Here is a 24,209-nt window from a genome sequence, read left to right on the forward strand (position 1 = left end):
GCGGCGCGATGAGCGGCGGCGGCGCGCCGGGCTCAGCCGCGCGGGAGATCGACGCGGCGCGGGGGCGCGTGCGCGAGGCGGGCGGCGAGGCGCTGCTCGCGCGCCTCGAGCACCTCGACGCGGTCCGGGCCGCACCGGCGCCTCGGCCGGGACCCTCGCCGCGGCCACCGGATCGGGGCGCGACCGCCGATTACGACGTGGTCATCGCGGGCGGCGGGCTGTCGCTCCTGCTCGCGCCGCTGCTCGCGTCGGCCGGGCTGCGCGTCGCGGTGCTCGACCGGGCGCGGATCGGCGCCGCGCACCGGGAGTGGAACGCCGGGACGGCCGAGGTGGCCGCGCTGTCGGCGTCGGGGATCTTCACGAGGGACGAGATCGAGCGGCTCGTCATCGCCCGCTACGTCGAGGGGCTCTGCCGCTGGCACGGCGGCGGGACGTACCCGGTGCGCGGCGTGCTCGACCACGCCATCGACGCGGGGGGGCTGCTCGCCGCGGCGCGGGCCCGGGCCGAGGCGCTGGGGGTGACGCTGCTCGACGGGCACGCGCTCCTCGGGTACGCGGAGGGGCCGGACGCTGTCGCGCTCGCCGTGGCCGAGGCGCAGCCGGGCGCCGCGCCGCGCGCGCTGTCCGCGCGGCTCCTCGTCGACGCGCGCGGCGCGGCGAGCCCCTACGCGACAGCGGACCTCCTCTGCCCGACCGTCGGCGGCGTGCTCGCGGGGCTCTCGGAGGGCGACGGGGAGCGGCGGATCCGGCCGGACGTCGGCGAGATCCTCGCCACAACGGAGGACGTCGAGGAGGGCAGGCAGCACCTCTGGGAGGCGTTCCCGGGGCGGCCGGGCGAGACGACGGTCTACCTCTTCTATTACGCGCGCTCCGGGGACGTCGGGCCCGGCGCGCTCCTGTCGCTCTACGCGCGGTTCTTCCGGCTCCTCTCGCGCTACAAGGAGGGCGACGCGCGCCTCGTCCGCCCGACGTTCGGCTTCATCCCCGGCTGGTCGCGGCTGTCGGCCGCGCCGCGCGCGCCGGGGCGCCGGGTGCGGCTCGTGGGGGACGCGGCGGCGCGGCACTCGCCGCTGACGTTCTGCGGCTTCGGCGCGAACGTGCGCGAGCTCGCGGCGACGGCCGCCGATCTGGCGCGGGCGGTCCGGGAGCCGGGCGCGCGCCATACGTCGGCCACGGCGCGCGACGCGCCTGTGCACTCGGGCACCGGCGCGCTCGCGGCCCTCATGGCGAAGCCCGCCGGCGGGGCGAGGGCAGGGGAGATGAACGCGCTCCTCGACACGGCCTTCGCCGTGCTCCACGCGATGGGCAACGACGCGTACGCGGCGCTGCTGCGCGACGAGATGCAGCCGGCCGATTTCGTGAGGTTCTTGCGGGAGACGGCGGCGCGGCGGCCCGAGGTGTACCGCGAGGTCGTGAGCGCGCTGCCGCTCCGGGCCATCGGCCGCTGGGGGGCGGGGCTCGCGCGGGAGCTCTACCGCGCCCGCTGAAAGGCTACCGCGCCCGCTGCGCGGAGCGCTGGGCGCGGCCGCCCGCGGCGGCGCGCCGCGCGAGGACGAGGGGCCCGAGGAACAGGCCGTACGGCGGGCCGCCGGTGCCGTGGTGGACGCGGTGCGCGTCGCGGACGCGCGCGAGGTACGGGACGCGCGCGAGGCCCGAGACAGGGAGCCGCCCGTGGACGAGGCCGTCGTGGACCAGGACGTAGGCCAGGCCGAAGGCGGTCATGCCGAGGCCGAAGCCGAACGCGGCCTCGCGCAGCGGCCCCGGCGCGCCCTCGCAGCCGTAGATGATGAGCCCGGCGGCGATCGGGGCGTGGAGGAACGCGAGCGCGTCGTTCTGCTCGAAGGCGCCGCGCCGCTTCGTGTGGTGGGAGCGGTGGATGCGCCAGAGCGCGTGGTGCCAGACCTTGCCGTGGAGGAGCGCGGCCCACACCTCCATGATCGCGAAGGCGGCGAGCGCCGTGCCGATCCAGATCGCGGGCGTCATCGCGCCCTCCTCATGCGGAACGGCAGGAGGAGCTGCACCCAGGGGCTGGCGAAGCGATCGAGCGAGAGGGCCTCGTGGACGACCGTCGCCGGCTTGCCGCCGAACGTCGCGGCCGCGAGGGAGCGCGCGTAGAACGGCGTGTCCTCGAGGGTGCGGAGGAGCCGCGGCGCGGACCCCGGATCGGCGGCGATCTCCCGCGCCATGCCCCAGCGCGTGTCGCCGAGCGGCCGCGGGGCGAGCGGCGGGAGCTCGCGCGCGCCGCCCGCCGCGTCGAACGCGGGCGAGAGGAGCATGCGCGTGCCGTCGCGGCGCCGGACGTCGTAGGTGAGGGCGATGCCGTCCGAGCCGAGCGCGCGCGACCAGGTCCAGCGCTCGAAGGCGTGGTCGAGCGGCTCGTCGCCTGCGTTCGTGTCGAGGTAGGCGCTGCCGGAGAAGCGCAGCGAGGGGTGCGCGAGCTCGACCTCGGCCCGCGCGATCGGCGCGATGGGCGTCCAGCGGTGGAGCCCCCGCCCGTCCAGGGCGACGCCATCGCGCGCGCCGTCCGCCGCGGGCCCGGGCGCGGACGGGCGGAGGCGCACCGTCCCCGAGAGCCGGGAGGGCAGAGGCGCCGTGATCTCGTCGAAGGAGACGCGGAGCTCACCGCCGGACCACTCCATCAGGCTCGGTCCGATGGCGAGCGACCGCGGCGACCTGGAGACCGCGCCCCGCGGCCGCTCGGTCAGCGCCCAGCGATCGGCGCGCGCGCCGTACAGCGCGACGTTCATCGCGCAGTGCATGAGCGGGTCCGCGGCGCCGCGCGATCGCGCCCTGGCGTAGTACGGCGAGAAGACGCTCCCGAGCATCGCGATGATCGTGATCGCGCTCCGCCCGTCGTCGCTCACCGCGTCCAGGTACCACCAGGCATAGCCGCCGCTCGGGATCTCGAGGTCGAAGCGAGGTCCTCCATCACGCTCCGCGCCGCGAGCTGGCCGCTCAGCGCCGCCATCGGCACGCCCGCCCCCGGGTGCGCGCTCCCGCCGGCGAAGTACAGGCCCGGGAGCTTCGAGCGCGAGGCCGGGCGCGCGAAGGTCGAGCTCCACCCGTGGGACACCGGCCCGTACAGCGCGCCTCCCGTCGCCGGGAACATCCGCTCGAAGTCCGCCGGCGTCGTCGCCACCGGGGAGGCGCCCGTGCTCTTCAGCGAGAGGCCGAACCGCTGCAGTTGCTGGAACACGCGCTGCTCCCATTCGTGGATCTCCGTGGATGAGGGGGTGTGTTTATCACCGGTCGCAGGGGCATTGAGGATGAAGAACAGCCGCTCTCCGCCTCCGTTGGCGCCTGCGCTCGCCCCGACCCCGCCGGGCTCGCGCGCCGGCGCGTCGCCGCGGTCCTCGGCGCAGACGTAGACCGTGGCGTCGCGCGGGAGCTCGGCGCGGTCGAACAGCGCGCGGAACTCGGCCTCGTAGTCGCCGGAGAAGAAGACGTTGTGCCGGAGGAGGGGGAAGCCGCTCGCCTCGGCCACGAGCGCCCAGGTGACGGCCGAGAGCGACCGCGGCTCGCTCCCCGGCGCCTTGCGGGCGGCGCGCTCGCCGAACAGGCCGGCCCGCAGCGCCGCCGGGTCGGCGTTCAGCACGATGGCGTCGGCCTCGATGCGCTCGCCGCCCTCGAGCACGACGCCCGTCGCGCGGCCGCGGCCCTCCTCGATGGCGGCGACGTGCGCGCCGCAGCGCAGCGTCGCCCCGGCGCGGGCCGCCGCCGCGGCGAGCGCCTCGGCGACGCGGCCCATGCCGCCCTCGGGGAGCCAGAGGCCCTCGCGCTCCACGTGCGCGATGACGCTCAGCGTCGCTGGCGCGAGGTACGGCGACGAGCCGCAGTAGGTCGCGTAGCGCCCGAACAGCTGCAGGAGGCGCGCGTCCGTGAAGAAGTCGCCGAGCGCGCGGTGGAGGGTGCGGTGCCCGTCGATCTTCCTCATCCCGCCGAGGCCCAGGTTGCTCGCCGTGCTCAGGATCGTCTTGAGCGTGGGCCGCTCCGCGCGCAGGAACGGCGCCTCCACCACGTCGAAGATCTCGCGCGCGTACCGGCAGAACCGGCGGTACCCGTCCGCCTCCCGCGCCCCCGCGAGCGCGCCGATCGCGTCCGCGGCGCGCTCGGCGTCGGCGAAGAGGTCGAGCGTCGAGCCGTCCGGCCAGGCGTGGCGCGCGAGCGTCTCGGCCCGGCGGAGCGGCACGTGGTCCCCGAAGCGGAGCCCGAGCGACGCGAAGATCTCGTCGAAGACCCACCGCATCGTGAGCGCCGTCGGGCCGACGTCGACGCGGCGGTCCCCGAGGACCACCTCGCGCATCTTTCCGCCGACGCGCGGCGCCCGCTCGAGTAGCACCACGTCGAGCCCGCTCGAAGCCAGGAGCGCGGCCGAGGTCAGACCGCCGACACCCCCGCCGATCACCACGACGCGATCTCTCCTGTCCGCCATGGTCGGAGTGTACGCGTCGGGGGTGGTTTGTCTATACTTTGTTTAACTAACGTTCAAACTATTGACAAGCCCCTGAGGCTCGCCAAGACTCGCTGCCCATGGATTTCGATCGCCGGATCGAGCGCGTCCTCCTCGCCGCCATCGAGCCGCTCTCCTCGCCCGCGTCGCCGCCCGGGCTCCTGGCCGCGACGCAGCACGCCGTCTTCCCTGGAGGCGCCCGCGTCCGGCCGCGGCTCTGCCTGGCCGTCGCCTCGGCGTACGGCGATCCCGCGCCGGAGGCCGCCGACGCGGCGGCGGCGGCGGTGGAGCTCATCCACTGCGCGTCGCTGGTCCACGACGACCTCCCCTGCTTCGACGACGCGCCGATCCGGCGCGGCCGGCCGTCTGTCCACCGGGCCTTCGGCGAGCCGATCGCGGTGCTCGCCGGCGATCAGCTCATCGTGCTCGCCTTCGAGGCGCTCGCGCGCGGCGCCTTCCACGCGATGGCGAGCGGCGTGACCGACGCGCGCAGGGCGGTCCGGTTCTTCGAGGTGCTCGGGGGCGGCGTCGGGATGCCGCAGGGGATCATCGCCGGGCAGGCGTGGGAGTCGGAGGCGAAGGTCCCGCTCTCGGCCTACCGGCGCGCGAAGACAGGCGCGCTCTTCGAGGCGGCGGCGACCCTCGGCGCGCTCTCCGCTGGCCAGGACGGGGCCGCCTGGGGCGATCTCGGGCAGCGCATCGGCGAGGCGTACCAGGTCGCGGACGACGTGCTCGATCTGGTCGGGAAGCCGGAGGACATGGGCAAGCCGGCGGGGCGCGACGGGGCGCTCGGGCGCCCGAACACGGCGCTGGAGCTCGGGCTCTCCGGCACGACCCGGCTGCTGCAGCGGCTCATCCAGGACGCGGTCGAGGCGGTGCCGCAGTGCCCGCGGGCGGACGACGTGCGGTCGTGGGCCGTCGAGCTGGGGGACAGGCTCCTCCGGGTCTGCAGGGGGCCATCGGCGGCGCTTCCGACCGTGAGCTCCATGTAACGGCTCGGGCGGCCTGACGTACGTCCGAGAGGGGCGGCCGCCGGGGGCACTCGGGACGTCTGAGACTGATGATCTGGCGTGGAGCTGGGTTGTTTGCGCGTCGCGGGACGGAACGCGTGAAGCTGACGTGGACTGACGTGAAGCCGACGTGGACTGACGTGAAGCTGACGTGGACTGACGTGGACTGACGTGAACCCGGCGTGAAGCCGCGTGAAGCCGCGTGAAGCCGACGCGAACCGACGTGACCCGACGTTGAGCAGATCAGGGAGGACCTTAATGCGCTGTCGCCTCGCGATAGTGGGGCTGCGCCCAGGCTCGACGAACGCGGTTTGGGGTGGCATCCTCGGCGGGCCTTTCCGCGTCTGCCGCGGGGAGCGTGGCTGTGGCGCGGTGGTTAGGCGCTGTGTCCTGCGTCCGGTGAAGCGTGACGTGGGGCATGGGCCGCGAGCGGGGGGATCGGGGGATGAGGGCGATTCGGGAGCAACACGCCACGATCGTTTCTCGAAAGCTCGAGGCCGACAGTCCCGGGGGGATGCGCGAGGCGATCACCTCCGCCGAGCAGCTGGCGCGCGTCGCGCGCGGGCGCCTCCGCGACCGGGTGGTGGACGTCGGGAGCGCGGTGGGCACCGCCCTCCGGGGCGCGCCGAGGAGCGCGAGCTTCGTCCGGGCGGGCGCCGCCGTGCCGCTGCACGTGTCGCGGATGCTGCTCGATCGACACCAGGTCGCCGCCCACGCGCTCGCCCACCTCTACGCGGAGATCGAGGCCTGCCGCTCGCTCGCGAGCTGGGCCTGCGAGGCGGGCGGGGAGGCCAGGGCCGTCGCCGAGGCGCACGCGGGGGCGCTGCTCCTGTCGCTGCGCGGCGGCGTCGATCTGGGCGGCGGGGAGGTCGCGCCGCTCGGCGATCTCGAGCTCCGCGACGACGAGGTCGCCAAGGCGATCGGCCACCCGGCGGTCGCGGCGTGGGCGCGCGACGCGGGCTCCGGCGTCGCCGTCGCCTCGATCGCGCGCGCGGCCGCCGAGCAGGGCCTCCCCGCCAGCGCCGGCGCGGAGGACGAGCGCATCGGCTGGATCCGGCACAACATGCGCGACTTCGTCGAGCGCCTCGTCGAGCCGCTCGCCCCCGAGATCCACCGCCGCAACGGGCTCATCCCCGAGTCGATCGTCCGCCGCATGGGGCAGTTCGGGGTGTTCCGGCTCGCCACCGCGCCCGAGCACGGGGGCGACGGGCTCGGCGTGGCCGCCATGGCGACCGCCATCGAGGAGCTCGCGCGCGGCTCGCTCGGCTTCGGCGTGCTCACCATGACGGCCTCCATCGCGTCGGAGCTGCTCGCCCGATCCGGCACGGACCTGCAGCGCCGGACCTGGCTCTCGCGCATCGCGAACGGCGAGGCGCGCTGCGCCCTCGCGTTCGCGGAGCCGGCGTACGGGTCGGACCTCGCGCGCGTCGTCACGCGCGCCGAGCGCCAAGCCGACGGCAGCTACCTCCTCATCGGAAAGAAGGCGTGGGTCACCGGCGCGTCCCGCGCCGACCTGGTGCTCACCCTCGCGAGGACGACGACGCCGGGAGGACAGGGGCAGCTGCCGCTCGGGCCGAGCCTCTTCGTCATCGCGAAGCGGCGCGGCGCGCCGGGCGCCGACTTCCCGGACGCCGGGATCGCCGGGACCGAGCTGCGGGCGCTCGGGCAGCGCGGCATGGGGCACTACGAGCTCCGGATCGAGGGGCTCCAGATCGGCCGCGAGGCCCTGCTCGGCGAGCGCGAGGGCGAGGGGATCGCCCAGATCCAGCGGGCGCTCGTGACCGGCCGCACCTACGCGGCCGCGTGCGGCGTGGGCGTGGCGCAGGCCGCGCTGGAGCTCGCGCTCGAGCGGGCGAAGACGCGCGTGCAGTTCGGGTCGCAGCTCATCTCCTTCCCGCGCGTGGCGCACCGGCTCGGAGGGCTCATCGCGCGCGTCGCCGCCGCGCGGCAGCTCACGCGCGCCGCGGCGCACGTGGCGGACACGGGGCAGCCGTGCGAGCTCACGTCGGCGATGGCGAAGCTCTTCTCCAGCCGCGTGGCCTGGGACGCGGCCGACGCCTGCATGCAGATCCACGGGGCGAGCGGCTACGCGGAGAGCTCGACCGCGGCGAGGCTCCTGCTGGACGCCCGCAGCCTCTTCTTCCAGCTGGGCCCGCACGAGGTGCTCGCGCAGGGCATCGCGCGCGCCCTGCTCGAGGGGCCGCTGCCCTGAGGCGCGCGCGCCGTCGTCGTCAACCGAGCGCGCCTGTGCCATGATCGCGCGGACCGATGGTCCGCGTCCGCTCTCCTCGCTACGGCCGCAAGCTCGACGATTTCACGGTCGGCGCGGTGTATGCCCACCCCTGGGACGTCACCGTGGACGAGGGGATGCTCGCGCTCTTCGCGGCCTCGTTCCAGGACGCGATCCCGACCTACGCCAGCCGCGTCGCGGCCCGGTCGGTGGGGCTCAGGGACAGGCCGGTCAGCCCGCTCTTGCTGCTCAACCTCGGGATCTCCTTCAGCGTGCACGACGTGAGCGAGCAGGCGATCGCGCACCTCGCGTACACCGACGTCCGGTTCCCGGCGGCCTGTTATCCGGGGGACACGCTGCGCGCGAGCTCGCTGGTCATCGGCAAGAAGCCGGTCTCGACGGGGGACAAGGGCGTCGTGCACGTCAGGACCCAGGTGGTGAACCAGGACGGGCTGCTCGTCTGCTCGTTCGAGCGCAAGGCGCTCGTGCCCCCTGGCCGCGTCGCGGAGCGCCCCGCGGACGCGCCGCACGCTGTCGCGCAGCCGGACGCGCAGCCGGCGCGCCTGCCGGAGGAGCTCGACCGCCCGCTGCCGCCGCCGGCGCGCCAGGGCGGCTTCGCCTGCGCGTGGGACGACTTCGAGGTCGGCGACGTGATCACCCACGAGGTCGGCAGGACCATCGGGGACAGCGAGCACATGCAGCTCGCGACCCTCCTGCGCAACTCCCACCCGCTGCACGTGGACGAGCAGTACTCCAGGTCGAGCTCCTTCGCGAAGACGCGGGTCGTCCACGGGGGGCTCGTGCTGTCCTGGGTGCTCGCGCTCTCGAGCCGCGACACGGCCGGGTGCGGCGTCTGGGACCTCGGCCTCGACGAGGGGGCGCACCCGAGCGGCGTGCTCGCGGGCGACACGCTGTTCGCCGCGTCGAAGGTGATCGCCAGGGAAGAGGCCAAGAGCGGCGCCGGGAGCGTCACCTTCCGGATCGTCGGCGTGAAGAACACGCCGACGCGCGCCCTGATCGCGCAGGGCGCCGACCTGTTCACGCCCGAGCTCGGCAAGGCCGAGGGCAGGGTGAAGGAAAAGGTCGTGGAGATCACGCGAACGCTGCTCCTGCGCCGGCGGAGCTAGCGTGACAAACGGTCCCCGGCGGGCCGCCTGCGGCATACAATGGGCGGCCATGAGCACCGCTCTGCCCCAGCGAGGAACGGGACGGCCATGAGCACCGCTGGGAGCCGTGAGCTGGACGCGCTCCGCGCGCGCGTCGCCGAGCTGGAGCGGGAGCTGGCCCACGCCCGCGCGCCAGGTCGGAGCGCCGCCGCGCGAGGCGCGGACGCGCCGGCCAGAGACCCGAGCAGCGCGAGGGGCTCCGCCCTCGTCGAGGAGGCGCGGCGGCGGCTCGACGAGGGCGAGGAGGCGGCGCAGATGGGCAACTGGCTCTGGGAGCTCGGCCAGAGCAGCATCATCTGGTCGCGGCAGCTCTTCCGGATCCTGGGCCGCGATCCCGAGACGGATACGCCCTCGACGGAGACCTTCCTCGAGGCCGTCCACCCCGACGACCGGGAGCGGCTGCAAGCCCTCCTGCTGCTGGCGAACGAGACGGGCGAGGGGTCGGGCGCGATCGCGTTCCGCGTGCGCCACCGGGATGGAACCGTGCGGGAGTGCCTGCTGAGCAGCCTGCCCCTCGTCGAGGGGACGGGGCCGCCGTCGCGCTTCTTCGGCGCGGTCGTCGACCTCACCGAGCGCCGCCACGCCGAGAAGGAGCTCCGCCGCAGCGAGCGCATGCTGAAGGAGGCGCAGCGCATCGCCCACGTGGGCAGCTGGTCCTACGACATCGCGTCGCGGACGATCCGCTGGTCCGAGGAGCTCTACCACATCCTCGGCGTCGATCCCTCGGTGCGCCCGACGTTCGAGCTCTTCGCGGGCCTCATCCACCCCGAGGATCGCCACCGGGTCTTCGGCGGCGCGGAGACCGCGTCGCCGCTCGGCATCGCGAGCCCCGTCGAGTGCCGCGTCGTGCGCCCGTCCAGCGGGGAGCTGCGCCACGTGCAGATGGCGGCGCAGCTGGTCACGGACGACGCCGGGACGATCACCGGGCTGGTCGGCACGAGCCTCGACATCACCGAGCGCCGGCGCCTCGAGGAGCAGCTCCTGCACAGCCAGAAGCTCGAGGCGATCGGGCGCCTCGCCGGCGGGGTCGCGCACGACTTCAACAACATGCTCACCGCGATCTTCGGGCACAGGGAGCTCGCGGTGCGCAAGGTGCCGGCGGCGTCGCCCGTCGTCGAGCACCTCACGCAGATCGGCACCGCCGCGGAGCGGGCCGCGGCGCTCACGCGGCAGCTGCTCGCCTTCGCGCGCAAGCAGCTGATCCAGCCGACCGTGGTCGACCCGAACGCGCTGATCTTCGGGGTCGAGCCGCTCCTCCGCCCGCTCGTGGGCGAGGACGTGGAGCTCGTCGTGCTGCCGGGGAGCCAGATCTGGCCCATCCACATCGATCGAGGGCAGTTCGAGCAGCTGCTCATGAACCTGGCCGTGAACGCGCGCGACGCGATGCCCGGCGGGGGCCGCCTCGTGATCGAGACGGCGAACAGGGCGCTCGGCGCGGGCGACGGGGGGTGGGGGCCGGAGATCGAGCCCGGCGACTACGTGGAGCTCACGGTCACGGACACCGGGCAGGGCATCGATGACGCCGTCCAGAAGTACGTGTTCGAGCCGTTCTTCACGACCAAGGAGCCGGGCAAGGGGTCGGGCCTCGGGCTCGCGACGTGCCACGGCATCGTGAAGCAGCACGGCGGCCACATCGGGTTCGCCAGCGCCCCCGGCCAGGGCACGCGCTTCACGATCTGCTTCCCGCGCGTGCGCGGCGTGCCCAGCGAGCAGCCCGCGAGGGCGACCGCGGCCGCCGTCGGGGGCGTGGAGACCGTGCTCGTCGTGGAGGACGAGGCGCAGGTGCGCGAGCTCTGCGTCACCGCGCTGCGCTCCTTCGGCTACTCGGTCCTCGCGGCGCGGAGCGGCAAGGAGGCGATCGCGCTCGCGGCCGCCTACCCAGGCCCGATCCACCTGCTCGTGAGCGATGTGGTCCTGCCGGACGCGCGCGGCCCCGCGCTCTCGGCGATGCTCGCCCGCGCGCGCGCCCCGCTGCCCGTGCTCTACGCGTCGGGTTACACGGAGGACGCCCTCCTCCAGACCGATCTGCTCGACGGGGTCGCCCACTTCCTCGCCAAGCCGTACACGCCGACGCAGCTCGCGAAGGCGGTGCGCGCCGTGCTCGACGCGTCAGCGCAGGCGCGACGGGCGAAGGGCTCCGGCGGCGCCCCGCCGCCGGCTCCGACCGCCGAGCGCCTTCAGTGAGCGCGCTCGTGCGCCGCGGGGGGCGGGCTCCCGGCGCCTTCGCGCGCGATCGCCGGCGTGTGCGCGCGCGTGCGCGGCGGCCCGCTGCGCGCCGCGCTGGCCCCCACCGGCCGGGTGCATCTATCCTGGACGGGCGGCTTTGGCGATGAAGATCCGGGGGTCGGCGCTCATGCACACGAGGACCTACCTGCAGACGCGGTGGGGGAGCCAGGCCATGTCCGCCCTCGACGCCAAGCTGCCCGCCGCCGCGCGGGCGGTCTTCACGGCGCCCGATCTCGCGGCGCACAGCTGGTATCCCATCTCGGTCTGGAACGCGATCGCGGACGAGATCTCGCGGTGGCCCAACCGGTCCGGCGTCATCCGCGATCTCGCGGCCTACGTGGCCGAGCAGGACCTGACGCTCGCGCACAAGGTGCTGCTCAAGCTGGGCACGCCCGCGCTCGTCATGCGGCAGGCCGGCGTGATGTGGGGCATGTACTTCAACGGCGGTCGGCTCGCGCCCCTCGCCGAGGGAGAGCGGTTCTTCCGGCTGATACTTTACCTGGGGGTCGACCCGCAGTCCGACCCGGGGCGCCAGATCTGCAGAGACGCGGTGCCGGCGTGGCAGGAGAACGCGCTCCGGCTCTCGGGCGCGCGAGGGGGCCAGAGCCTCCACACGAAGTGCCGTTTCGAGGGACACCCCACGTGCGAGTACGAAGTGCGCTGGCTCCGCTGAGCGGCGGTCACCACTTGGTGCAGAAGGCGAACAGGTTCACCTGCGCCTCTTCGGCGACCACCTCGACGGGGGTGCTCCCGAACTTCGACCGGGCGAACAGGGTCCTGATATCGTCGGTGCTGCGGTGGATCAGCTCCCACTCGAGGACGTGGTCCATGAACGCCTTGCTCGGGTTGTTCACCCCGAAATTGCCCACGACCGCGACGCCCCCGGGCAGGAGCTTGTCGTGCATGCAATTGAGGAGGGCCACGACCAGATCGTCGCGGAGATAGTCCGTGAGCCCGATGCTGTAGATCATGTGCTGGGGCTTGAGGACCGTCCTGCCGCGGCCGTGGGCCAGCCGAACCACGTTGTCCTGCGCGAAGCTGAACCGGTCCATGACGCCGAGCTGGTCGGCGATGCCGGCCGCGTAGGCGAGGGCCTGGTTGTCGATATCGATGCACGTCGCCTTGATGTCGGGCAGCTCGCCCCCCTCCGCGAAGAGGTCGAACAGCTCCCGGGCGGGGCCGCTCGCGAGGCTGGTGATGTGGACCGGGCCGGACGCGTGCCCGCTGCAGGCGTCCCGGATCGCGCGGCTCAGCACGCCTCTCCGGTTCTTGACGGCGCGGCAGGCGTCGATGGCGAGCCCCCACTGGTCGATGAAGCGGCCGAGGCGGCCGTCGCCCGCGGGCTCGTCGTTGTACATCATCTCGATGGTGTAGAAGTCGCCCGCGTAGCCGCGCGGCTTCGTGTAGCACCGGTCGACGGTGCGGCTCAGCATGAAGAGCGAGAACGTCTCGCGGAAGACATAGGCGCCGATGCCCTTCTCGAGGTGGCGCTCGCGCTCGATGTGCTCGCGCAGCGCGGACACGATCGTCTGGCACGCGGCGCTCACCTTCTCCTGGATCTCCGCCTCGGGCTGCTTGGCCTCCTTCACCATCCTGTCGGCGATCATCATCTCGAACTTGAACTGTTCGACCGTGTCGATGAGCTTCGGAGGGATGTTGTTGGTGCCGGCCTGGCCCGTCCTCGCGGCGTGAAAGCGGTTGACCTGCGGCACGTCCTCGACGAGGAGCGGCGGGAGCATCGCGGTGTTCTCGCGGAGGCGCTGGGCGAGCATGATCGCGAGCGACTGGTAGAAGCGCGCCGCGAGCCCGGGGACGGAGGCGAGGAGCGAGTGCACATACGGGCCCTCGATGACGTCGAGGGTGCACTCCTCGCGGGCGACGACGGAGGCGCTCGCGGCGGCGCTCTCGAGGAACGACATCTCGCCGAAGATGGCGCCGGGGCCGAGCTGGCGGAGGGCCACGCCGCGCCCGAGGTGGGCGACCTCGACCCCGACAAGGCCGCTGCGCACGATGAAGATGCCCTGCCTTCGCGAGCCCTCCTCGAGGATCTGTTCGCCCGGTCGGTAGGTGACGCAGCTCGACTTCTCCAGCAGCAGCCGCTCGTCGTCCTGGGTCAAGAACTCGAAACCTGTCGTCATGATGCCTCCCGAGCGCCGCGGGCGCCCCGGGCTCGCGGAGGAACGGATCTCTCCTCTCGCCGCGGCGACAGAGGCGTCCACGCGTGCGCCCCTTCTACCACGACGCATCACGCCTCCGCTGAGGCATGGCGGTCCGCGCGTCGCGCGGTCCTTCACCGGGTCACCGCGGGGCGCAGGCCGCGAGGCCGCCGTCCTCGGCGAGCACCAGCACACAGCTGCGGAGCACATCCATGCCGGCAAATCCGTCCGACGGACAGGTCGCCCGCCGCTCTCCGGGCAGAAGATCGAACTCCGCGGCGGCGTCGAACCCCGCCATCCGGAGGCGAGCGCCCGAAAGGACGGGAACGGTGTGCCTGCCTGAGGCGGCGTAGGCGCTCCTGCCGCCGGTCGCCCGGCGCGACAGCCGCTTGCCGGCGGGGGAGACGGCGAAGAGCGAGCTCTGCGACGCCCCCGAATCGATCTTCAGCGTGACGTCGATCCCCTCGACGCTCGCCCTGGCGGTGAGCTCGCTGCCCTGGTTCGGGCCGCCGCAGCGGGCGAGCTCCACGATGGAGCCCTCGCCGAACCGCGCCCGGAGCGCGCGCGCGGCCTCGTCGCGCGGCGCTTCGGTCATCCGGCCCTCGCGCAGGTCGAGCACGACGGCGCGGCCCGGCCCCGCCAGCTCCTGAGGCGCGACGACGCCGCCGATGCCGATGCGCTGCAGGACGTCGGGCATGCGGACGACGAGCAGCGCGGAGACCTCGACCCGGCCCCACCCGGAGAGCGCGAGGCTCGCGTCCTCGAGGCGGGACACCGCGAGGGGCCTGCCCGCGTGGTCGACGGCGACGTCGCCCGCGGTCGAGAGGGGCAGCGCGAGCTCGTCGGCGAGCCAGCGGGCGAGGACGTGGTGGGAGGCGCCGGTATCGACGATCAGCACGGCCGGATGGCCCGCCACGACGGCGTCGATGAGCGGCGAGGGGAACGCGCGATCGTCGAGGTGGTACTGGAGGCTGGCCCGGCGCGCGGGGCCCGCCGCCGGCGCCGCCGGACCCGCGCCCGCCGCAGGGGGGCCCGGGGGCGAGGGCGCGCCGCCAGCGCCAGCGCCTGTCGACGCCGCGCTGCGCGGCGAGGCCGGCGCGGCGCGGACCGCGGCGGGCTCGGCGCAGCCGGCCACCGCGAGCGCGCCGGCCGCGGCGGCGGCCGAGAGCGCGCCGGCCGCGGCGGCGGCCGAGAGCGCGGCGAGGAGCTGCCTGCGAGCGCGCGGCACGAGCATCCGCTACTCGACGCAGCAGAGCGTCGACTGCCCCGTGGGATCCAGCGAGCCGCTGAGGTTCGTGCGCGCGGTGCAGGTGGAGCTCGTCGGCCTGCCGACGAGGTGGGCCGGGGGCGAGTAGGCGTACCCGCAGTACCGCCCGCCCTGCGAGATCTGGGCGTGATCGAAGCAGCTGTAGTCGTTGCCGAGCTCGACGCGCACGTAGTTGCAGTCGCCGCCGCTCGCGGTGCACGCGCACGACGAGCACGTCCGGGTGTCGTTGTACCCCCGGAACCAGTCGCTCTCGCGCCGCGCATAGCCGCTGCAGGTGGCGCTGCCGGACACGAGCGCGCATTGCGTCGTCGGCGAGGCCTGCCTCGGGACGCAGGCCTCGCCGGCGCTGCAGCCCGCGCCGGCGCTCGCGTGGCAGAACTTCCTGGACTCCTTCCACGTCGCCGGCGCGGGGATCGCCGTGCCGGTCGCGGTGCAGCTCTGGATCACGTCGAAGAGGCCCGCGCGCACGCCGCCCCAGTCGACGAACCCGTTGTTGATCGGCTTCTCGTCGCACGTGAACCCGACCCGCTTCGCGAGCGTGCCGCGCGTCCCGGCCTCGTCGGCCTCGCACTGCGACTCGTCGGCGTAGAGGTAGAGATCCGCCGCGCAGTCGGTGGGGTTCGGCGTGCACCCGCAGCCCTCGCAGCCGCTGCCGGAGAGGCCGCGGAAGAGGAGCGTCTCCTTCGCGGTGAACCCGTCAGGGCACGGCTCAGTCGCGTCCACGACGACGCCGAGCTCGAAGTTCGTGGGGGCCGCCAGGCAGATCGCGCCCTCCGCGCAGTCGGAGTCCGCGCAGTCGACGGCGTCGTCGCAGTCGTCGTCGCCGCCGTTGAAGCAGTCCTCGACCTGCGTGCAGCCGGTCGCCGCGCTCGTGCCGGCGCTCGCGCTCGTGCCGGCGCTCGCGCTGGAATGTTCGGTCGTCCCGGCGCCATCACCGCCGCCCGACCCGCCCGCGCCCGCGAAGTTGCGCTCCTGGACGCTGCAGGCCGAGAGGCTGACGAGCGCTGCTATCGCAGGCCCGCGAAGGTTCGTCATGCCGCCAGGATAGCCGCCCTTGCAGGCGAGGTGCAGCGTCATGTCCCGGAGGCGCGGCGCTCACCGCGAGGGGCGTGAGGGGCGAGGTGCCCTGTGACACCGGGAGGAGAGGCCGTCACGGAGCCGTGGAGCGCTGGAGGCGGCGCTCCACCTCGGCGCGCGTCGGATACGATGTCTGACACCCCTCGCGCTCGACCGAGATGCCCGCCGCCGCGATCGCGAACCGGAGTGTGGCCTCGATCGCCATCCCGGAGGCGAGCCCGCCGGCGAGCACGCCCGTGAGGGCGTCCCCGGCGCCCGTCGTGTCGACAGCGCGGGCCGGCAGGGCGGGGAGCTCCTCGCCCGACGGCAGCAGCACCGCGCCGCGCGCGCCCCGCGTGAGCACCACGCGCTCCGGCAGGTGACCGCGCAGCGCCTCGTGCTCGATCTCGTTGACGATAACAAGGTCGAACCGGCCGACGAGCTCGGGATCGATGGCGTTGACGGGCGACGGATTGCAGATCGACAGCGCGCCGTCGGCCCGCGCTGCCGCGAGCACGCCGTCGATCGCCGCGGCCGGGATCTCGCCCTGGCAGAGCCAGACCGAGGCCCCGCACGGCGAGGGCGGCGTGACGAGCGCGTTGGCGCCGGGGATCGCGAGGATCTGGTTCTCTCCGGCCTCGTCGACGCAGATCAGGGCCACGCCCGTCGTCGCGCCGCGGTGGACCGCCACGGCGGAGAGCTCCACCCCGTCGGCGGCGAGCGCGGCCGCGCAGAGCTCGCCGTGCGCGTCGTCGCCGCGCGCGCCCGCGAGCCGCACGCGCGCGCCGGAGCGCGCCGCCGCGACCGCCTGGTTCGCGCCCTTGCCGCCCGGCGCGACGAGGAAGCGGCGGCCCAGCACCGACTCGCCGGGGCGCGGCAGCCGCGGGCCGTAGCCGATGAGATCGGCGGTGATCGAGCCGCAGATCGCGAGCAATCCCATCACCGCCGCATACCACGAACGAGGCGGCGCGCGCGTCAGTCGGCGTTCACGGCCACGGCGTCCGTCTTGCCCTTGGCGAGCGCGCCGGCGCGGCGGATGATGCCGATGAGCTCCTGCTGATCGCCCTTGCTGGACGCGGCGGCCCTCGCGATCTTCTCGATGTCGGCGAGCCTCCAGGAGCGCGCGTGCGGGCTGTGGCGCAGGACCTCCGCGAACCCTGCCACCGCGGACGCGAACCGGAAGTCGGCCGGCGCCGCGTCGAAGGTGGGGGCGATGGCGCCCGGGGCCATCTTGACCAGCGTCTCCTCGGCCGTGTTCGAGCCGAGCGGCGCCTTGTGGCGGAGGCGCACGACGACCGGCGCCGCGCCCTCGCCCTTCGGCGCGGGGGCCTTGAGCTCGACGTCGTAGATGGCCGTCACGCTGTGCCCTGCGCCGATCTCGCCGGCGTCCACCTTGTCGTTCCGGAAGTCCCGGTCGGCCACGTCGCGGTTCTCGTAGCCGATGAGCCGGTAGCTCTTGACGAAGCTCGGGTCGAACTCGACCTGGATCTTCACGTCGCGGGCGATGACCTGGAGCATCCCGCCGACCTGCTCGGAGAAGACCCGCCGCGCCTGCGCCTCGCTGTCGATATAGGCGTAGTTCCCGTCGCCCTGGTTGGCGAGCTGCTCCATCATGAGATCCTTGTAGTTGCCCTGGCCGAAGCCGACGGTGGACAGCGTGATCCCCTTGTCCCTCGCGCGCTTGATGGTCTTCAGGATCTCGTCGTGGGAGGTCGGGCCGACGTTCGCGTCTCCGTCGGAGAGCACGATGACGCGGTTGACGTGCCCCTTCACGAGCGTCCGCTCGGCCAGGCTGTACGCGAGGTCGATGCCGCTCGACATGGCGGTGGAGCCGCCCGCGGTGAGGTCGGCGAGGGCCGCGAGGATCTTCCCCTTGCTCTCGATGCCGGTCGGCGCGAGCACCTCTCGCACGCTGCCCGCATAGGTGCACAGCGCGACGGTGTCCCCCGGCTTGAGGGTGTCGGTGAGCATCTTCAGGCTCTTCTTCGCGAGCTCGATCTTGTCCGGCGACTGCATCGAACCGCTGGTGTCGACGAGGTACACGAGGTGCACCGGGGTCCGCTCCTTGACCGGCACGCGCTTGCCCTGGACCGCCACGCGCACGAGGTGGTGGCCCGACGTGAACGGCGAGGGCGCGGCCGCGAGGTGCACGGCGAACGGGCCTGTCGCGGGCGACGCGTAGCCGTAATCGAAGTAGTTGAGGAACTCCTCGGCGCGCACGGCCTGATACGGGGGCAGCGCGCCATCCATGATCTTGCGGCGCGCGATGGCGTAAGAGGCCGTGTCCACGTCGATCGCGAACGTCGAGAGCCGGTCCTTCGCGGGGTCCTCGACCGGGTTGACGCCGTAGTCCCGGTACGTCTCGCTGCCCTGGGGCTCGGGCGCGGTGACGGCGACGGCCGGGGGCGGGGGCGCGGGGCGCGCCACGGCGGTCGCCGCCGGGGCGGTCGCCTTCTTGGGCGCGGGCGCGCCGCCCGTCACCTGGATGCGCGCGTCCGCCCCGCGCGCGGCGCCCGCCTTGGTCGCCCGCGACTGCGCGGGCCCGGGCGTGGGCGTCCCAGGGGCGGCCGCCACGGGCGGGGCCGGCGGCGGCGCGGCCTCCGCGGGCGCGGCGCCACGGTCGACCGCGTCGATCGCCGCGGCCTCCTCGCGCCTGGCGGTGGACGCGCTGCCCTCGTCTTGCGGCGCGTCGAACTCCGGCTGCATGGCCTGCCCGGCGGGGGCCTCGGTCGGCGCGGCCGATGCGGTCGCCGCCGTGGGGGCAGGCGTGGAGCCACCGCAGCCGATGAGCAGCGCGGTGACGAGGGCGGGGGCGACGAGATCGAGGGGCCGGGTGCGCATTGAGGTGTCCTCCTTGAAGGGAATCGCGAGGGCGGATCCCTGCTGTACGTTCTCGTGGCTCGGCCATCGCCGATCGCCACACACAGGTCCTTGCGGGGGCCGCACGCGCGGCTGCCCCATCGTGCGTTCTGCACGGGCGAGACGGGCCCTTCGCCGCTTTCGCTGCGTGAACGCCGCGTGTCGCCGGTCGTCCGGCGAGCCGACGGAGGGGCTCTCGCGGCCGGGGCCCGCCGTGGCGGGGCTCGGCGCGTCCGAGTGCCAGGGAAACGCGGTCGTCTCGGCCGGCTTACACCCGAAATCGACGGGAGCTCGGGTCGGGTCCTCCGCCCGCCTCCCTCTCGATCTATCCTCAGGGGATCCGTGATGAGCGAAACGAGCCGCGAGCGCTTCCAGTCCACCCTGTGCCGCGCCAGGAAGATCGCCGTCCTGACCGGCGCGGGCGTCTCGGCGGAGTCGGGTATCCCCACGTTCCGCGGCGCCGGGGGGCTGTGGCGGCGTCACGAGGCGACGAGCCTCGCCTCGCCCGAGGCGTGGCGGCGCGATCCGGGCCTCGTCTGGGAGTTCTACAATCACCGCCGGGAGCGCGCCCTCGGCTGCGCCCCGAACCCGGGTCATCACGCGCTGGCGCAGCTGGAGGCGCGGTGGCGGGAGGCCGGCAAGGTCTTCACCCTGATCACCCAGAACATCGACGGCCTGCACGAGCAGGCGGGCTCCCGGAGCCCGGTGCGCCTCCACGGCTCGCTGTGGCAGGTGCGCTGTCTCTCGTGCGAGAGCGTGACCGAGAACCGCGACGTGCCCATCACGCCCGCCTTCGCGGGCAGCGGCTCCCCCGATCCGGAGGCCCCCGCCCGCCGCTTCACGGCGGCGGAGCTGCCGCGCTGCGGCTGCGGCTGCGTCCTTCGCCCGCACGTCGTCTGGTTCGGCGAGGCCCTCCAGGAGAGCGATCTCGCCGCGGCGGCCGCCGGCGTCGAGGGCTGCGATCTCCTGCTCGTCGTCGGTACGTCGGCCGTCGTGTATCCCGCCGCCGGCTTCGTCCCCATGGCCAAGCGCCACGGCGCCCTCATCGCCGAGGTCAACGTCGAGCCGAGCGCGATCTCCGGCCTCTGCGACGCCGTGTTCACCGGCGGCTCCGGCGCGATCCTGCCCTCCCTGCTCGACGTCACGCCGGCGTGAGCGGCGCGGCCTGACGGGCGCGGCGAGCCAGCGGCGTCAGCATGGCGAGGCGAGCCGGCGGTGTCAGCACGGCGAGGCGAGCCGGCGGCGTCAGCGCCACACGCTGTCGCGCCGCAGCGGGCGCGCGGTGCACGCATCGCGCGGCGCGGCGCGTGCTTCTGCCGGGGTCATGGAGCAGGTCAACCGTGGGATCTCAGGGCTAACGTGGGCGGCGATCACCCTCGTCGTGATCGGCGCCGTCAACTGGGGGTTCGTTGGGCTGTTCGAGTTCGACGTTGTCGCCGCGCTCTTCGGCAGGCTCAGCGCGCTCAGCCGCATCATCTACGTGCTCGTCGCGCTCGCTGGGCTCTATCTGCTCTACGCCGCGGTCCAGCTCGGAAAGCGCGCCCGGGTCACCACGATGCCCTGAGGGCGACGCGCCCGTGCACCCCAGGCGCTCACGCGCCCGGGCTGGCCTGGCCGCCGAAGCCGCGCGGACGGGCGGCGGTCGCGCGCGCCTCGATGAACCGCGACACCGCGTCGACGAACGCCTCGGGGTTCTCCACCTGCGGCATGTGCCCTGTCGCCGGGATGAAGGTGAGCTGCGACCCCGGCAGCGAAGCGTGAAGCTTCTTCGCGTCGTCCGCGCTGTTGCCGACGAGCTGGTCCGCCTCGCCCCAGACGAGGAGGGGATTCAGGCTGAGCGGGGCCCTGGGACCTCCCTGGATGGCGGCGTCGAGCACCGCCTCCAGCTGAGGTGGATTGGCGCTCTCCAGGACGTCCCGCAGGGCAGCCGGGGCGCGGCGGGGATCGGCGTAGGCGCGGCTCAGGACCCGCGGGTTATAGGTCTGCTTCCGCATCAGCGCGCGCAGCATCCGGCGGGGCAGCGGCCGCGCTCCGAGCCAGCCGACGAGGCGCGGCAGCGGGGGAATGGGAACGCCGTTGACGAACACGAGCCCTCGGCAGCGGGCCGCGAACAGGCCAGCGAAGCTCGATACGACCGAGACGCCGAAGGAGTTGCCGACGCACCACGCGCTGGAGACACCCAGCTCGTCCAGGAGCCGCTCCAGCCAGCGCGCATAGGCGTCCAGGGCGCCGAGCCCCGGGGCGTCCGTGCGCCCGATGCCGGGCAGATCGGGCGCGATCACCTGGAAGCGCTCCGCCAATCGCTCCCAGACAGGCGCCCAGTGCATCGCCGCCCCGCCCCAGGCGCCGTGCACAAGCAGCAGCGGCTCGCCCTGCCCGCCCACGTGGACGCTGGCAGGGCGGCCGTCGATCGCGAGCTCCTTCACCGAAACCGTGCTCATGCTCCTCTCCCGTGCGGAATCATCGCGGGCCCATCCTGCCCCCGGGCGCCGGGGGCCCGCAACAGGAACGCACGCCGGCGCGCGCCCCCGTCCCTCCCTCTCGCGTGTGCGGGCGCTGGCCGGGCGCGCGGCGGCGCGCGGCGCCTCTCGGCCCTTCGCGCTTGCCTCACGGGCAGCCGATCGCGGTATCGTCCCCGCCGTGTCCCCCGCTCAGAAGCTCCGTGATCTGCTCGCCTCGCCCGGCCTCCTCGTCATGCCTTGCTGCTTCGACGCGCTGTCGGCGCGGCTGATCGAGCAGGCCGGCTTCTCGCTCTCGTTCATGAGCGGCTTCGCGGTCTCCGCCGCGCGCCTCGGCGCGCCCGACACGGGGCTCATCTCGTATGGTGAGATGGTCGATCAGGCGCGGGCGATCTGCGGCGCCGTCTCGATTCCTGTGCTCGGCGACGGCGACACGGGCTACGGCAACGCGATGAACGTGAAGCGCACGGTGCGCGGTTATGCGCAGGCCGGGCTGGCCTGCGTCATGATCGAGGACCAGGTCGCCCCCAAGCGCTGCGGCCACACGCGCGGCAAGCAGGTCGTGCCCCGCGACGAGGCGTTCACCCGCGTCCAGGCCGCCGTGGACGCGCGCGACGAGGGCGCCGGCGTGCTCATCATGGCCCGCACCGACGCTCGCCAGACGCACGGCTTCGACGAGGCGCTGGCCCGCTCGCGGGCGTTCGCCGACCTCGGGGCAGACATCGTGTTTCTGGAGGCGCCCGAGAGCGTGGAGGAAATGCGAACGTTCTGCCGCGAGGTGCGCGTGCCGACGATGGCCAACATGGTGGATCACGGCAGGACACCGGTGCTGCCGCCGGCCGAGCTCGAGGCGATCGGCTACAAGATCGCGGCCTATCCGCTCACCCTGCTCTCGGTCGCCGCCGCCGCCATGCGCGAGGCGCTCGCGGCCCTGCGCGCCGGCCGGCACCCCGACCCGCGGACGGACTTCGCGGCGCTCCAGGAGATCGTCGGGTTCCCCGAGTACTACGCTGAAGAAGCGCGCTATGCGCAGCCGCCGAGGAAGGGGTGAGTCGAGCACCATGACAACGATGTCCTCTGCCGCCCCCGCGTCGCTCCTCGACGCGGCGCGGAGCCTCGTCCCGCTCGTCCAGGAGCACGCCCAGCGGGGCGAGCGCGAGCGCCGTTTGCCCGATCCGGTCGCGAGGGCGCTCCGGGAGTCGGGCATCTTCCGCATGTGTCGTCCGCGCGCGCTGGGCGGGCTCGAGGCCGACCCCCTCACGGCGCTGCAGGTCATCGAGGAGCTCTCGCGCGCCGACGGTGCCGCAGGGTGGTGCGCCATGATCTGCGGCACGACCGGCGCGTTCGAGGCGTACCTCCCGGCGGAGGGGGGCAGAGAGATGCACGCGAGCCCGGATGTCGTGACCGCCGGCGTCTTCGCGCCGAGCGGGCGCGCCGTCGAGGTCGAGGGAGGAGTTCGGGTCGCCGGGAGGTGGGCGATGGCGAGCGCCTGTCATCATTGCGACTGGCTGGGCGGCACCGCGGTGGTCTTCGACGGGATGGCCCCGCGCCTGCTGCCCGGGGGCGCGCCCGAGGCCGTCGTGCCGATGTTCCGCGCCTCGGAGTGCGAGATCCTGGATACGTGGAGCGTCTCCGGCCTCGCCGGCACCGGGAGCCACGATTTCGCGGTCGTGGACGTCTTCGTGCCGAGCAGCCGGTGCATCCGACTCCCGATGACGTCTCCGACCCATCCAGGGCCTCTCTTCGTGTTCCCGCTCTTCGGCTTCCTCGCGAGCGCGGTCGCGACGACCGCGCTCGGGATGGCGCGCGCGGCCATCGATGAGCTGGTCCGGCTCGCGGCGACCAAGCGGCCGAGCGGCATGACGACGTCGCTCGCGACGCGGCCCTCGACCGCGCTCGCCGTGGCCGAGGCCGAGGCCACGCTGGGCGCGGCCAGGGCCTACCTCTTCGAGGCCGTCGGCGCCGTCTGGGACGCCGCGGTCTCTGGCAGGTCGATCTCGCTGCGGGAGCGGGCGCGCGTCCGGCTCGCCGCGACGAACGCCGCCCTCGGCGCGGCGCGCGCCGTCGATCTGGCCTTCACGGCGGGCGGCGCCACCGCGCTCTACGCGGAGAGCCCTCTTCAACGCAGCTTCCGCGACGTTCACGCCGTCACGCAGCACGCCCTCGTCGCCCCGCACACGCGCGAGGTCCAGGGCCGTGTGCTCCTCGGGCTGGACACCGAGCTGCCGATGTTCTGAGGGGCCATCCGCGAGACGAGACGCCGATATGAAAGGGCAGAGCGGGCGACCGAGATCGCTCGGCTGGAGCGGCGGCGACCCGTAGCGCGAGAACAGATAACGCACGATCGCGTGCGACTCCCAGAGCACCAGCGGACCGTCCTCGAGCGTCGGAACGAGCCCGTTCGGGTTGAGGGTGAGGTAGTCGGCGTCCTTGACGCGACCGAACGACCCGCCGGCGTCGATGCGCTCGAAATCGAGCTTGAGCTCGTCGAGCGCCCAGAGGACCTTCTGCACGTTCGAAGAATTCTTGTGACCCCAGAGTTTCAACATGATGTCCCTTGTCCCTCGGCGCCGCTCAGGCGGCCGTCGTCGCTGCCGGCTTCACGAACTTCGCGAAGCGCTCCACGTAGAACTCGACCGGATTCTGGATGGCGCGGACCGCGGGGCGCGCCTGCACGGCCTCGATCCACGCCCGGAGCCGCGTGAGCTCCGCGGGGATGGAGAAGTCGCGGAGGCGGCCGACGGCCGACAGCCGCTCGAACCATGGATAGAAGGAGACATCGACGAGGCTGACCTCGGCGCCGAGCCAGTAGGGCCCCTGGCCCGACGATCTCGCCAGCGCTTCCCGCTCGATGAACGCGAGCACGTCGCCGAGCGCCTTGCGCCCCTCCGCCTCCTGGTCTCGCGTCTCGGCCCTGAGCAGCTGGGTGAACGCCGGCACGAGGCGCGTGTTCGCGTAATCGATCCAGATCCTCGCCAGGGCGCGCCTGCCCGGCTCCCTGGGCAGGAGCCGGGGCTCGGGGAAGACCTCCTCGAGGTACTCGTTGATGATCGCCGACTCCCAGATGCGGTGGCCCTCGTGCTCGATCGCCGGGACCTTTCCATAGAGCGAGGCGTCGACGAACGCCCGCGGCTTGTTCTGCAGATCGACCTCGGTCAGCTCGAAGTCGATCGCCTTCTCCTGCAAAACGAGCCGGGTGCGGTGGGCGAAGGGGCACGCCTTCGCGCTGTAGAGTCGCAGCTTCGTCATCCTGTTCTCCTTGATGGCGTGCGCCACGCGAAGAGCTCTCCTGCCCTCAGGCAGAAGGGGCGCTCCGCTCACGGGCCGTCG

Annotated in this window: 20 protein-coding genes and 1 pseudogene; 10 read left to right on the top strand and 11 right to left on the bottom strand. The window is 73.7% G+C overall.

Going from position 1 to position 24,209, the window contains the following annotated elements:
* Positions 1-8: 8 nt before the first annotated feature.
* Positions 9-1,487, top strand: coding sequence for a lycopene cyclase (locus WMF22_RS03260; RefSeq protein WP_438034810.1), 1,479 nt, complete (start codon positions 9-11; stop codon positions 1,485-1,487).
* Between the two features lie 4 nt (positions 1,488-1,491).
* Here the strand turns inward: WMF22_RS03260 and WMF22_RS03265 are convergent, their stop codons facing one another.
* From WMF22_RS03265 to crtD, 3 genes are read right to left on the bottom strand one after another with little or no spacing between them, the layout of a single operon-like run.
* Positions 1,492-1,983, bottom strand: coding sequence for a beta-carotene hydroxylase (locus WMF22_RS03265; RefSeq protein WP_437297669.1), 492 nt, complete (start codon positions 1,981-1,983; stop codon positions 1,492-1,494).
* A complete protein-coding gene (locus WMF22_RS03270) occupies positions 1,980-2,864 on the bottom strand; it encodes a carotenoid 1,2-hydratase (protein ID WP_437297670.1) in 885 nt (294 codons plus the stop codon). Before WMF22_RS03270 ends, WMF22_RS03265 begins: the two co-directional genes overlap by 4 nt.
* A complete protein-coding gene (gene crtD, locus WMF22_RS03275) occupies positions 2,861-4,432 on the bottom strand; it encodes a 1-hydroxycarotenoid 3,4-desaturase CrtD (protein ID WP_438034811.1) in 1,572 nt (523 codons plus the stop codon). Before crtD ends, WMF22_RS03270 begins: the two co-directional genes overlap by 4 nt.
* 98 nt (positions 4,433-4,530) lie before the next feature.
* Here crtD and WMF22_RS03280 point away from each other — a divergent pair, with 98 nt between their 5' ends.
* From WMF22_RS03280 to WMF22_RS03300, 5 genes are all read left to right on the top strand, one after another.
* Entirely contained in the window at positions 4,531-5,442 is a 912-nt protein-coding gene (locus WMF22_RS03280; RefSeq protein ID WP_437297672.1) for a polyprenyl synthetase family protein, read from the top strand.
* Between the two features lie 463 nt (positions 5,443-5,905).
* A complete protein-coding gene (locus tag WMF22_RS03285; protein ID WP_437297673.1) occupies positions 5,906-7,672 on the top strand; it encodes an acyl-CoA dehydrogenase family protein in 1,767 nt (588 codons plus the stop codon).
* Positions 7,673-7,728: 56 nt separating this feature from the next.
* Positions 7,729-8,817: a MaoC family dehydratase gene (locus tag WMF22_RS03290; RefSeq protein WP_437297674.1), complete on the top strand. Its 1,089-nt coding sequence runs from the start codon at positions 7,729-7,731 to the stop codon at positions 8,815-8,817.
* A gap of 87 nt (positions 8,818-8,904) precedes the next feature.
* The gene (locus tag WMF22_RS03295; RefSeq protein WP_438034812.1) at positions 8,905-11,040 is read left to right on the top strand and encodes an ATP-binding protein; all 2,136 of its coding nucleotides are present in this window, start codon (positions 8,905-8,907) and stop codon (positions 11,038-11,040) included.
* Between the two features lie 145 nt (positions 11,041-11,185).
* Positions 11,186-11,755: a hypothetical protein gene (locus WMF22_RS03300; RefSeq protein ID WP_193790775.1), complete on the top strand. Its 570-nt coding sequence runs from the start codon at positions 11,186-11,188 to the stop codon at positions 11,753-11,755.
* 7 nt (positions 11,756-11,762) lie between these two features.
* Here WMF22_RS03300 and WMF22_RS03305 read toward each other — a convergent pair whose 3' ends face one another.
* The 5 genes from WMF22_RS03305 to WMF22_RS03325 form a co-directional block, all read right to left on the bottom strand.
* Positions 11,763-13,220, bottom strand: coding sequence for a cyclic nucleotide-binding domain-containing protein (locus tag WMF22_RS03305; protein ID WP_437297676.1), 1,458 nt, complete (start codon positions 13,218-13,220; stop codon positions 11,763-11,765).
* Between the two features lie 160 nt (positions 13,221-13,380).
* The gene (locus tag WMF22_RS03310; RefSeq protein ID WP_437297677.1) at positions 13,381-14,472 is read right to left on the bottom strand and encodes a retropepsin-like aspartic protease; all 1,092 of its coding nucleotides are present in this window, start codon (positions 14,470-14,472) and stop codon (positions 13,381-13,383) included.
* Between the two features lie 3 nt (positions 14,473-14,475).
* Entirely contained in the window at positions 14,476-15,582 is a 1,107-nt protein-coding gene (locus tag WMF22_RS03315; RefSeq protein WP_438034813.1) for a hypothetical protein, read from the bottom strand.
* A gap of 73 nt (positions 15,583-15,655) precedes the next feature.
* Positions 15,656-16,501, bottom strand: coding sequence for a ribokinase (locus WMF22_RS03320; RefSeq protein WP_437297679.1), 846 nt, complete (start codon positions 16,499-16,501; stop codon positions 15,656-15,658).
* A 35-nt stretch (positions 16,502-16,536) separates the two neighbouring features.
* Positions 16,537-18,402, bottom strand: coding sequence for a vWA domain-containing protein (locus WMF22_RS03325; protein ID WP_438034814.1), 1,866 nt, complete (start codon positions 18,400-18,402; stop codon positions 16,537-16,539).
* Between the two features lie 363 nt (positions 18,403-18,765).
* On the opposite strand from WMF22_RS03325, the gene WMF22_RS03330 reads away from it, so the two are divergent.
* Both WMF22_RS03330 and WMF22_RS03335 read left to right on the top strand, forming a co-directional pair.
* Positions 18,766-19,575, top strand: coding sequence for an SIR2 family NAD-dependent protein deacylase (locus tag WMF22_RS03330; RefSeq protein ID WP_438034815.1), 810 nt, complete (start codon positions 18,766-18,768; stop codon positions 19,573-19,575).
* A 169-nt stretch (positions 19,576-19,744) separates the two neighbouring features.
* A complete protein-coding gene (locus WMF22_RS03335; protein ID WP_437297682.1) occupies positions 19,745-19,984 on the top strand; it encodes a DUF378 domain-containing protein in 240 nt (79 codons plus the stop codon).
* 28 nt (positions 19,985-20,012) lie between these two features.
* Here WMF22_RS03335 and WMF22_RS03340 read toward each other — a convergent pair whose 3' ends face one another.
* A complete protein-coding gene (locus tag WMF22_RS03340) occupies positions 20,013-20,861 on the bottom strand; it encodes an alpha/beta fold hydrolase (RefSeq protein ID WP_438034816.1) in 849 nt (282 codons plus the stop codon).
* Positions 20,862-21,060: 199 nt separating this feature from the next.
* On the opposite strand from WMF22_RS03340, the gene WMF22_RS03345 reads away from it, so the two are divergent.
* Both WMF22_RS03345 and WMF22_RS03350 read left to right on the top strand, forming a co-directional pair.
* On the top strand, positions 21,061-21,930 hold the full coding sequence (locus tag WMF22_RS03345) for an isocitrate lyase/PEP mutase family protein (RefSeq protein ID WP_438034817.1): 870 nt from the start codon (positions 21,061-21,063) through the stop codon (positions 21,928-21,930).
* Positions 21,931-21,949: 19 nt separating this feature from the next.
* Entirely contained in the window at positions 21,950-23,116 is a 1,167-nt protein-coding gene (locus tag WMF22_RS03350) for an acyl-CoA dehydrogenase family protein (RefSeq protein ID WP_438034818.1), read from the top strand.
* Positions 23,117-23,170: 54 nt separating this feature from the next.
* On the opposite strand, the pseudogene WMF22_RS03355 reads toward WMF22_RS03350, so the two are convergent.
* A pseudogene (locus WMF22_RS03355) lies at positions 23,171-23,428 on the bottom strand (glutathione S-transferase N-terminal domain-containing protein); the annotation flags it as partial.
* A 25-nt stretch (positions 23,429-23,453) separates the two neighbouring features.
* Positions 23,454-24,128, bottom strand: a complete 675-nt coding sequence (locus tag WMF22_RS03360; RefSeq protein WP_437297686.1) for a glutathione S-transferase family protein — start codon at positions 24,126-24,128, stop codon at positions 23,454-23,456.
* Between the last annotated feature and the right edge of the window lie 81 nt (positions 24,129-24,209).

It is taken from the genome of Sorangium sp. So ce204 (assembly GCF_051526795.1).
In the GTDB taxonomy this organism is placed as follows: domain Bacteria; phylum Myxococcota_A; class Polyangia; order Polyangiales; family Polyangiaceae; genus Sorangium; species Sorangium cellulosum_B.

Coding starts and splice junctions, on each gene's coding strand:
- WMF22_RS03260 (WP_438034810.1), top strand. CDS start 9: ATGAGCGGCGGCGGCGCGCCGGGCTCAGCCGCGCGGGAGATCGACGCG.
- WMF22_RS03265 (WP_437297669.1), bottom strand. CDS start 1,983: ATGACGCCCGCGATCTGGATCGGCACGGCGCTCGCCGCCTTCGCGATC.
- crtD (WP_438034811.1), bottom strand. CDS start 4,432: ATGGCGGACAGGAGAGATCGCGTCGTGGTGATCGGCGGGGGTGTCGGC.
- WMF22_RS03280 (WP_437297672.1), top strand. CDS start 4,531: ATGGATTTCGATCGCCGGATCGAGCGCGTCCTCCTCGCCGCCATCGAG.
- WMF22_RS03285 (WP_437297673.1), top strand. CDS start 5,906: ATGAGGGCGATTCGGGAGCAACACGCCACGATCGTTTCTCGAAAGCTC.
- WMF22_RS03290 (WP_437297674.1), top strand. CDS start 7,729: ATGGTCCGCGTCCGCTCTCCTCGCTACGGCCGCAAGCTCGACGATTTC.
- WMF22_RS03295 (WP_438034812.1), top strand. CDS start 8,905: ATGAGCACCGCTGGGAGCCGTGAGCTGGACGCGCTCCGCGCGCGCGTC.
- WMF22_RS03300 (WP_193790775.1), top strand. CDS start 11,186: ATGAAGATCCGGGGGTCGGCGCTCATGCACACGAGGACCTACCTGCAG.
- WMF22_RS03305 (WP_437297676.1), bottom strand. CDS start 13,220: ATGACGACAGGTTTCGAGTTCTTGACCCAGGACGACGAGCGGCTGCTG.
- WMF22_RS03310 (WP_437297677.1), bottom strand. CDS start 14,472: ATGCTCGTGCCGCGCGCTCGCAGGCAGCTCCTCGCCGCGCTCTCGGCC.
- WMF22_RS03315 (WP_438034813.1), bottom strand. CDS start 15,582: ATGACGCTGCACCTCGCCTGCAAGGGCGGCTATCCTGGCGGCATGACG.
- WMF22_RS03320 (WP_437297679.1), bottom strand. CDS start 16,501: ATGGGATTGCTCGCGATCTGCGGCTCGATCACCGCCGATCTCATCGGC.
- WMF22_RS03325 (WP_438034814.1), bottom strand. CDS start 18,402: ATGCGCACCCGGCCCCTCGATCTCGTCGCCCCCGCCCTCGTCACCGCG.
- WMF22_RS03330 (WP_438034815.1), top strand. CDS start 18,766: ATGAGCGAAACGAGCCGCGAGCGCTTCCAGTCCACCCTGTGCCGCGCC.
- WMF22_RS03335 (WP_437297682.1), top strand. CDS start 19,745: ATGGAGCAGGTCAACCGTGGGATCTCAGGGCTAACGTGGGCGGCGATC.
- WMF22_RS03340 (WP_438034816.1), bottom strand. CDS start 20,861: ATGAGCACGGTTTCGGTGAAGGAGCTCGCGATCGACGGCCGCCCTGCC.
- WMF22_RS03350 (WP_438034818.1), top strand. CDS start 21,950: ATGTCCTCTGCCGCCCCCGCGTCGCTCCTCGACGCGGCGCGGAGCCTC.
- WMF22_RS03360 (WP_437297686.1), bottom strand. CDS start 24,128: ATGACGAAGCTGCGACTCTACAGCGCGAAGGCGTGCCCCTTCGCCCAC.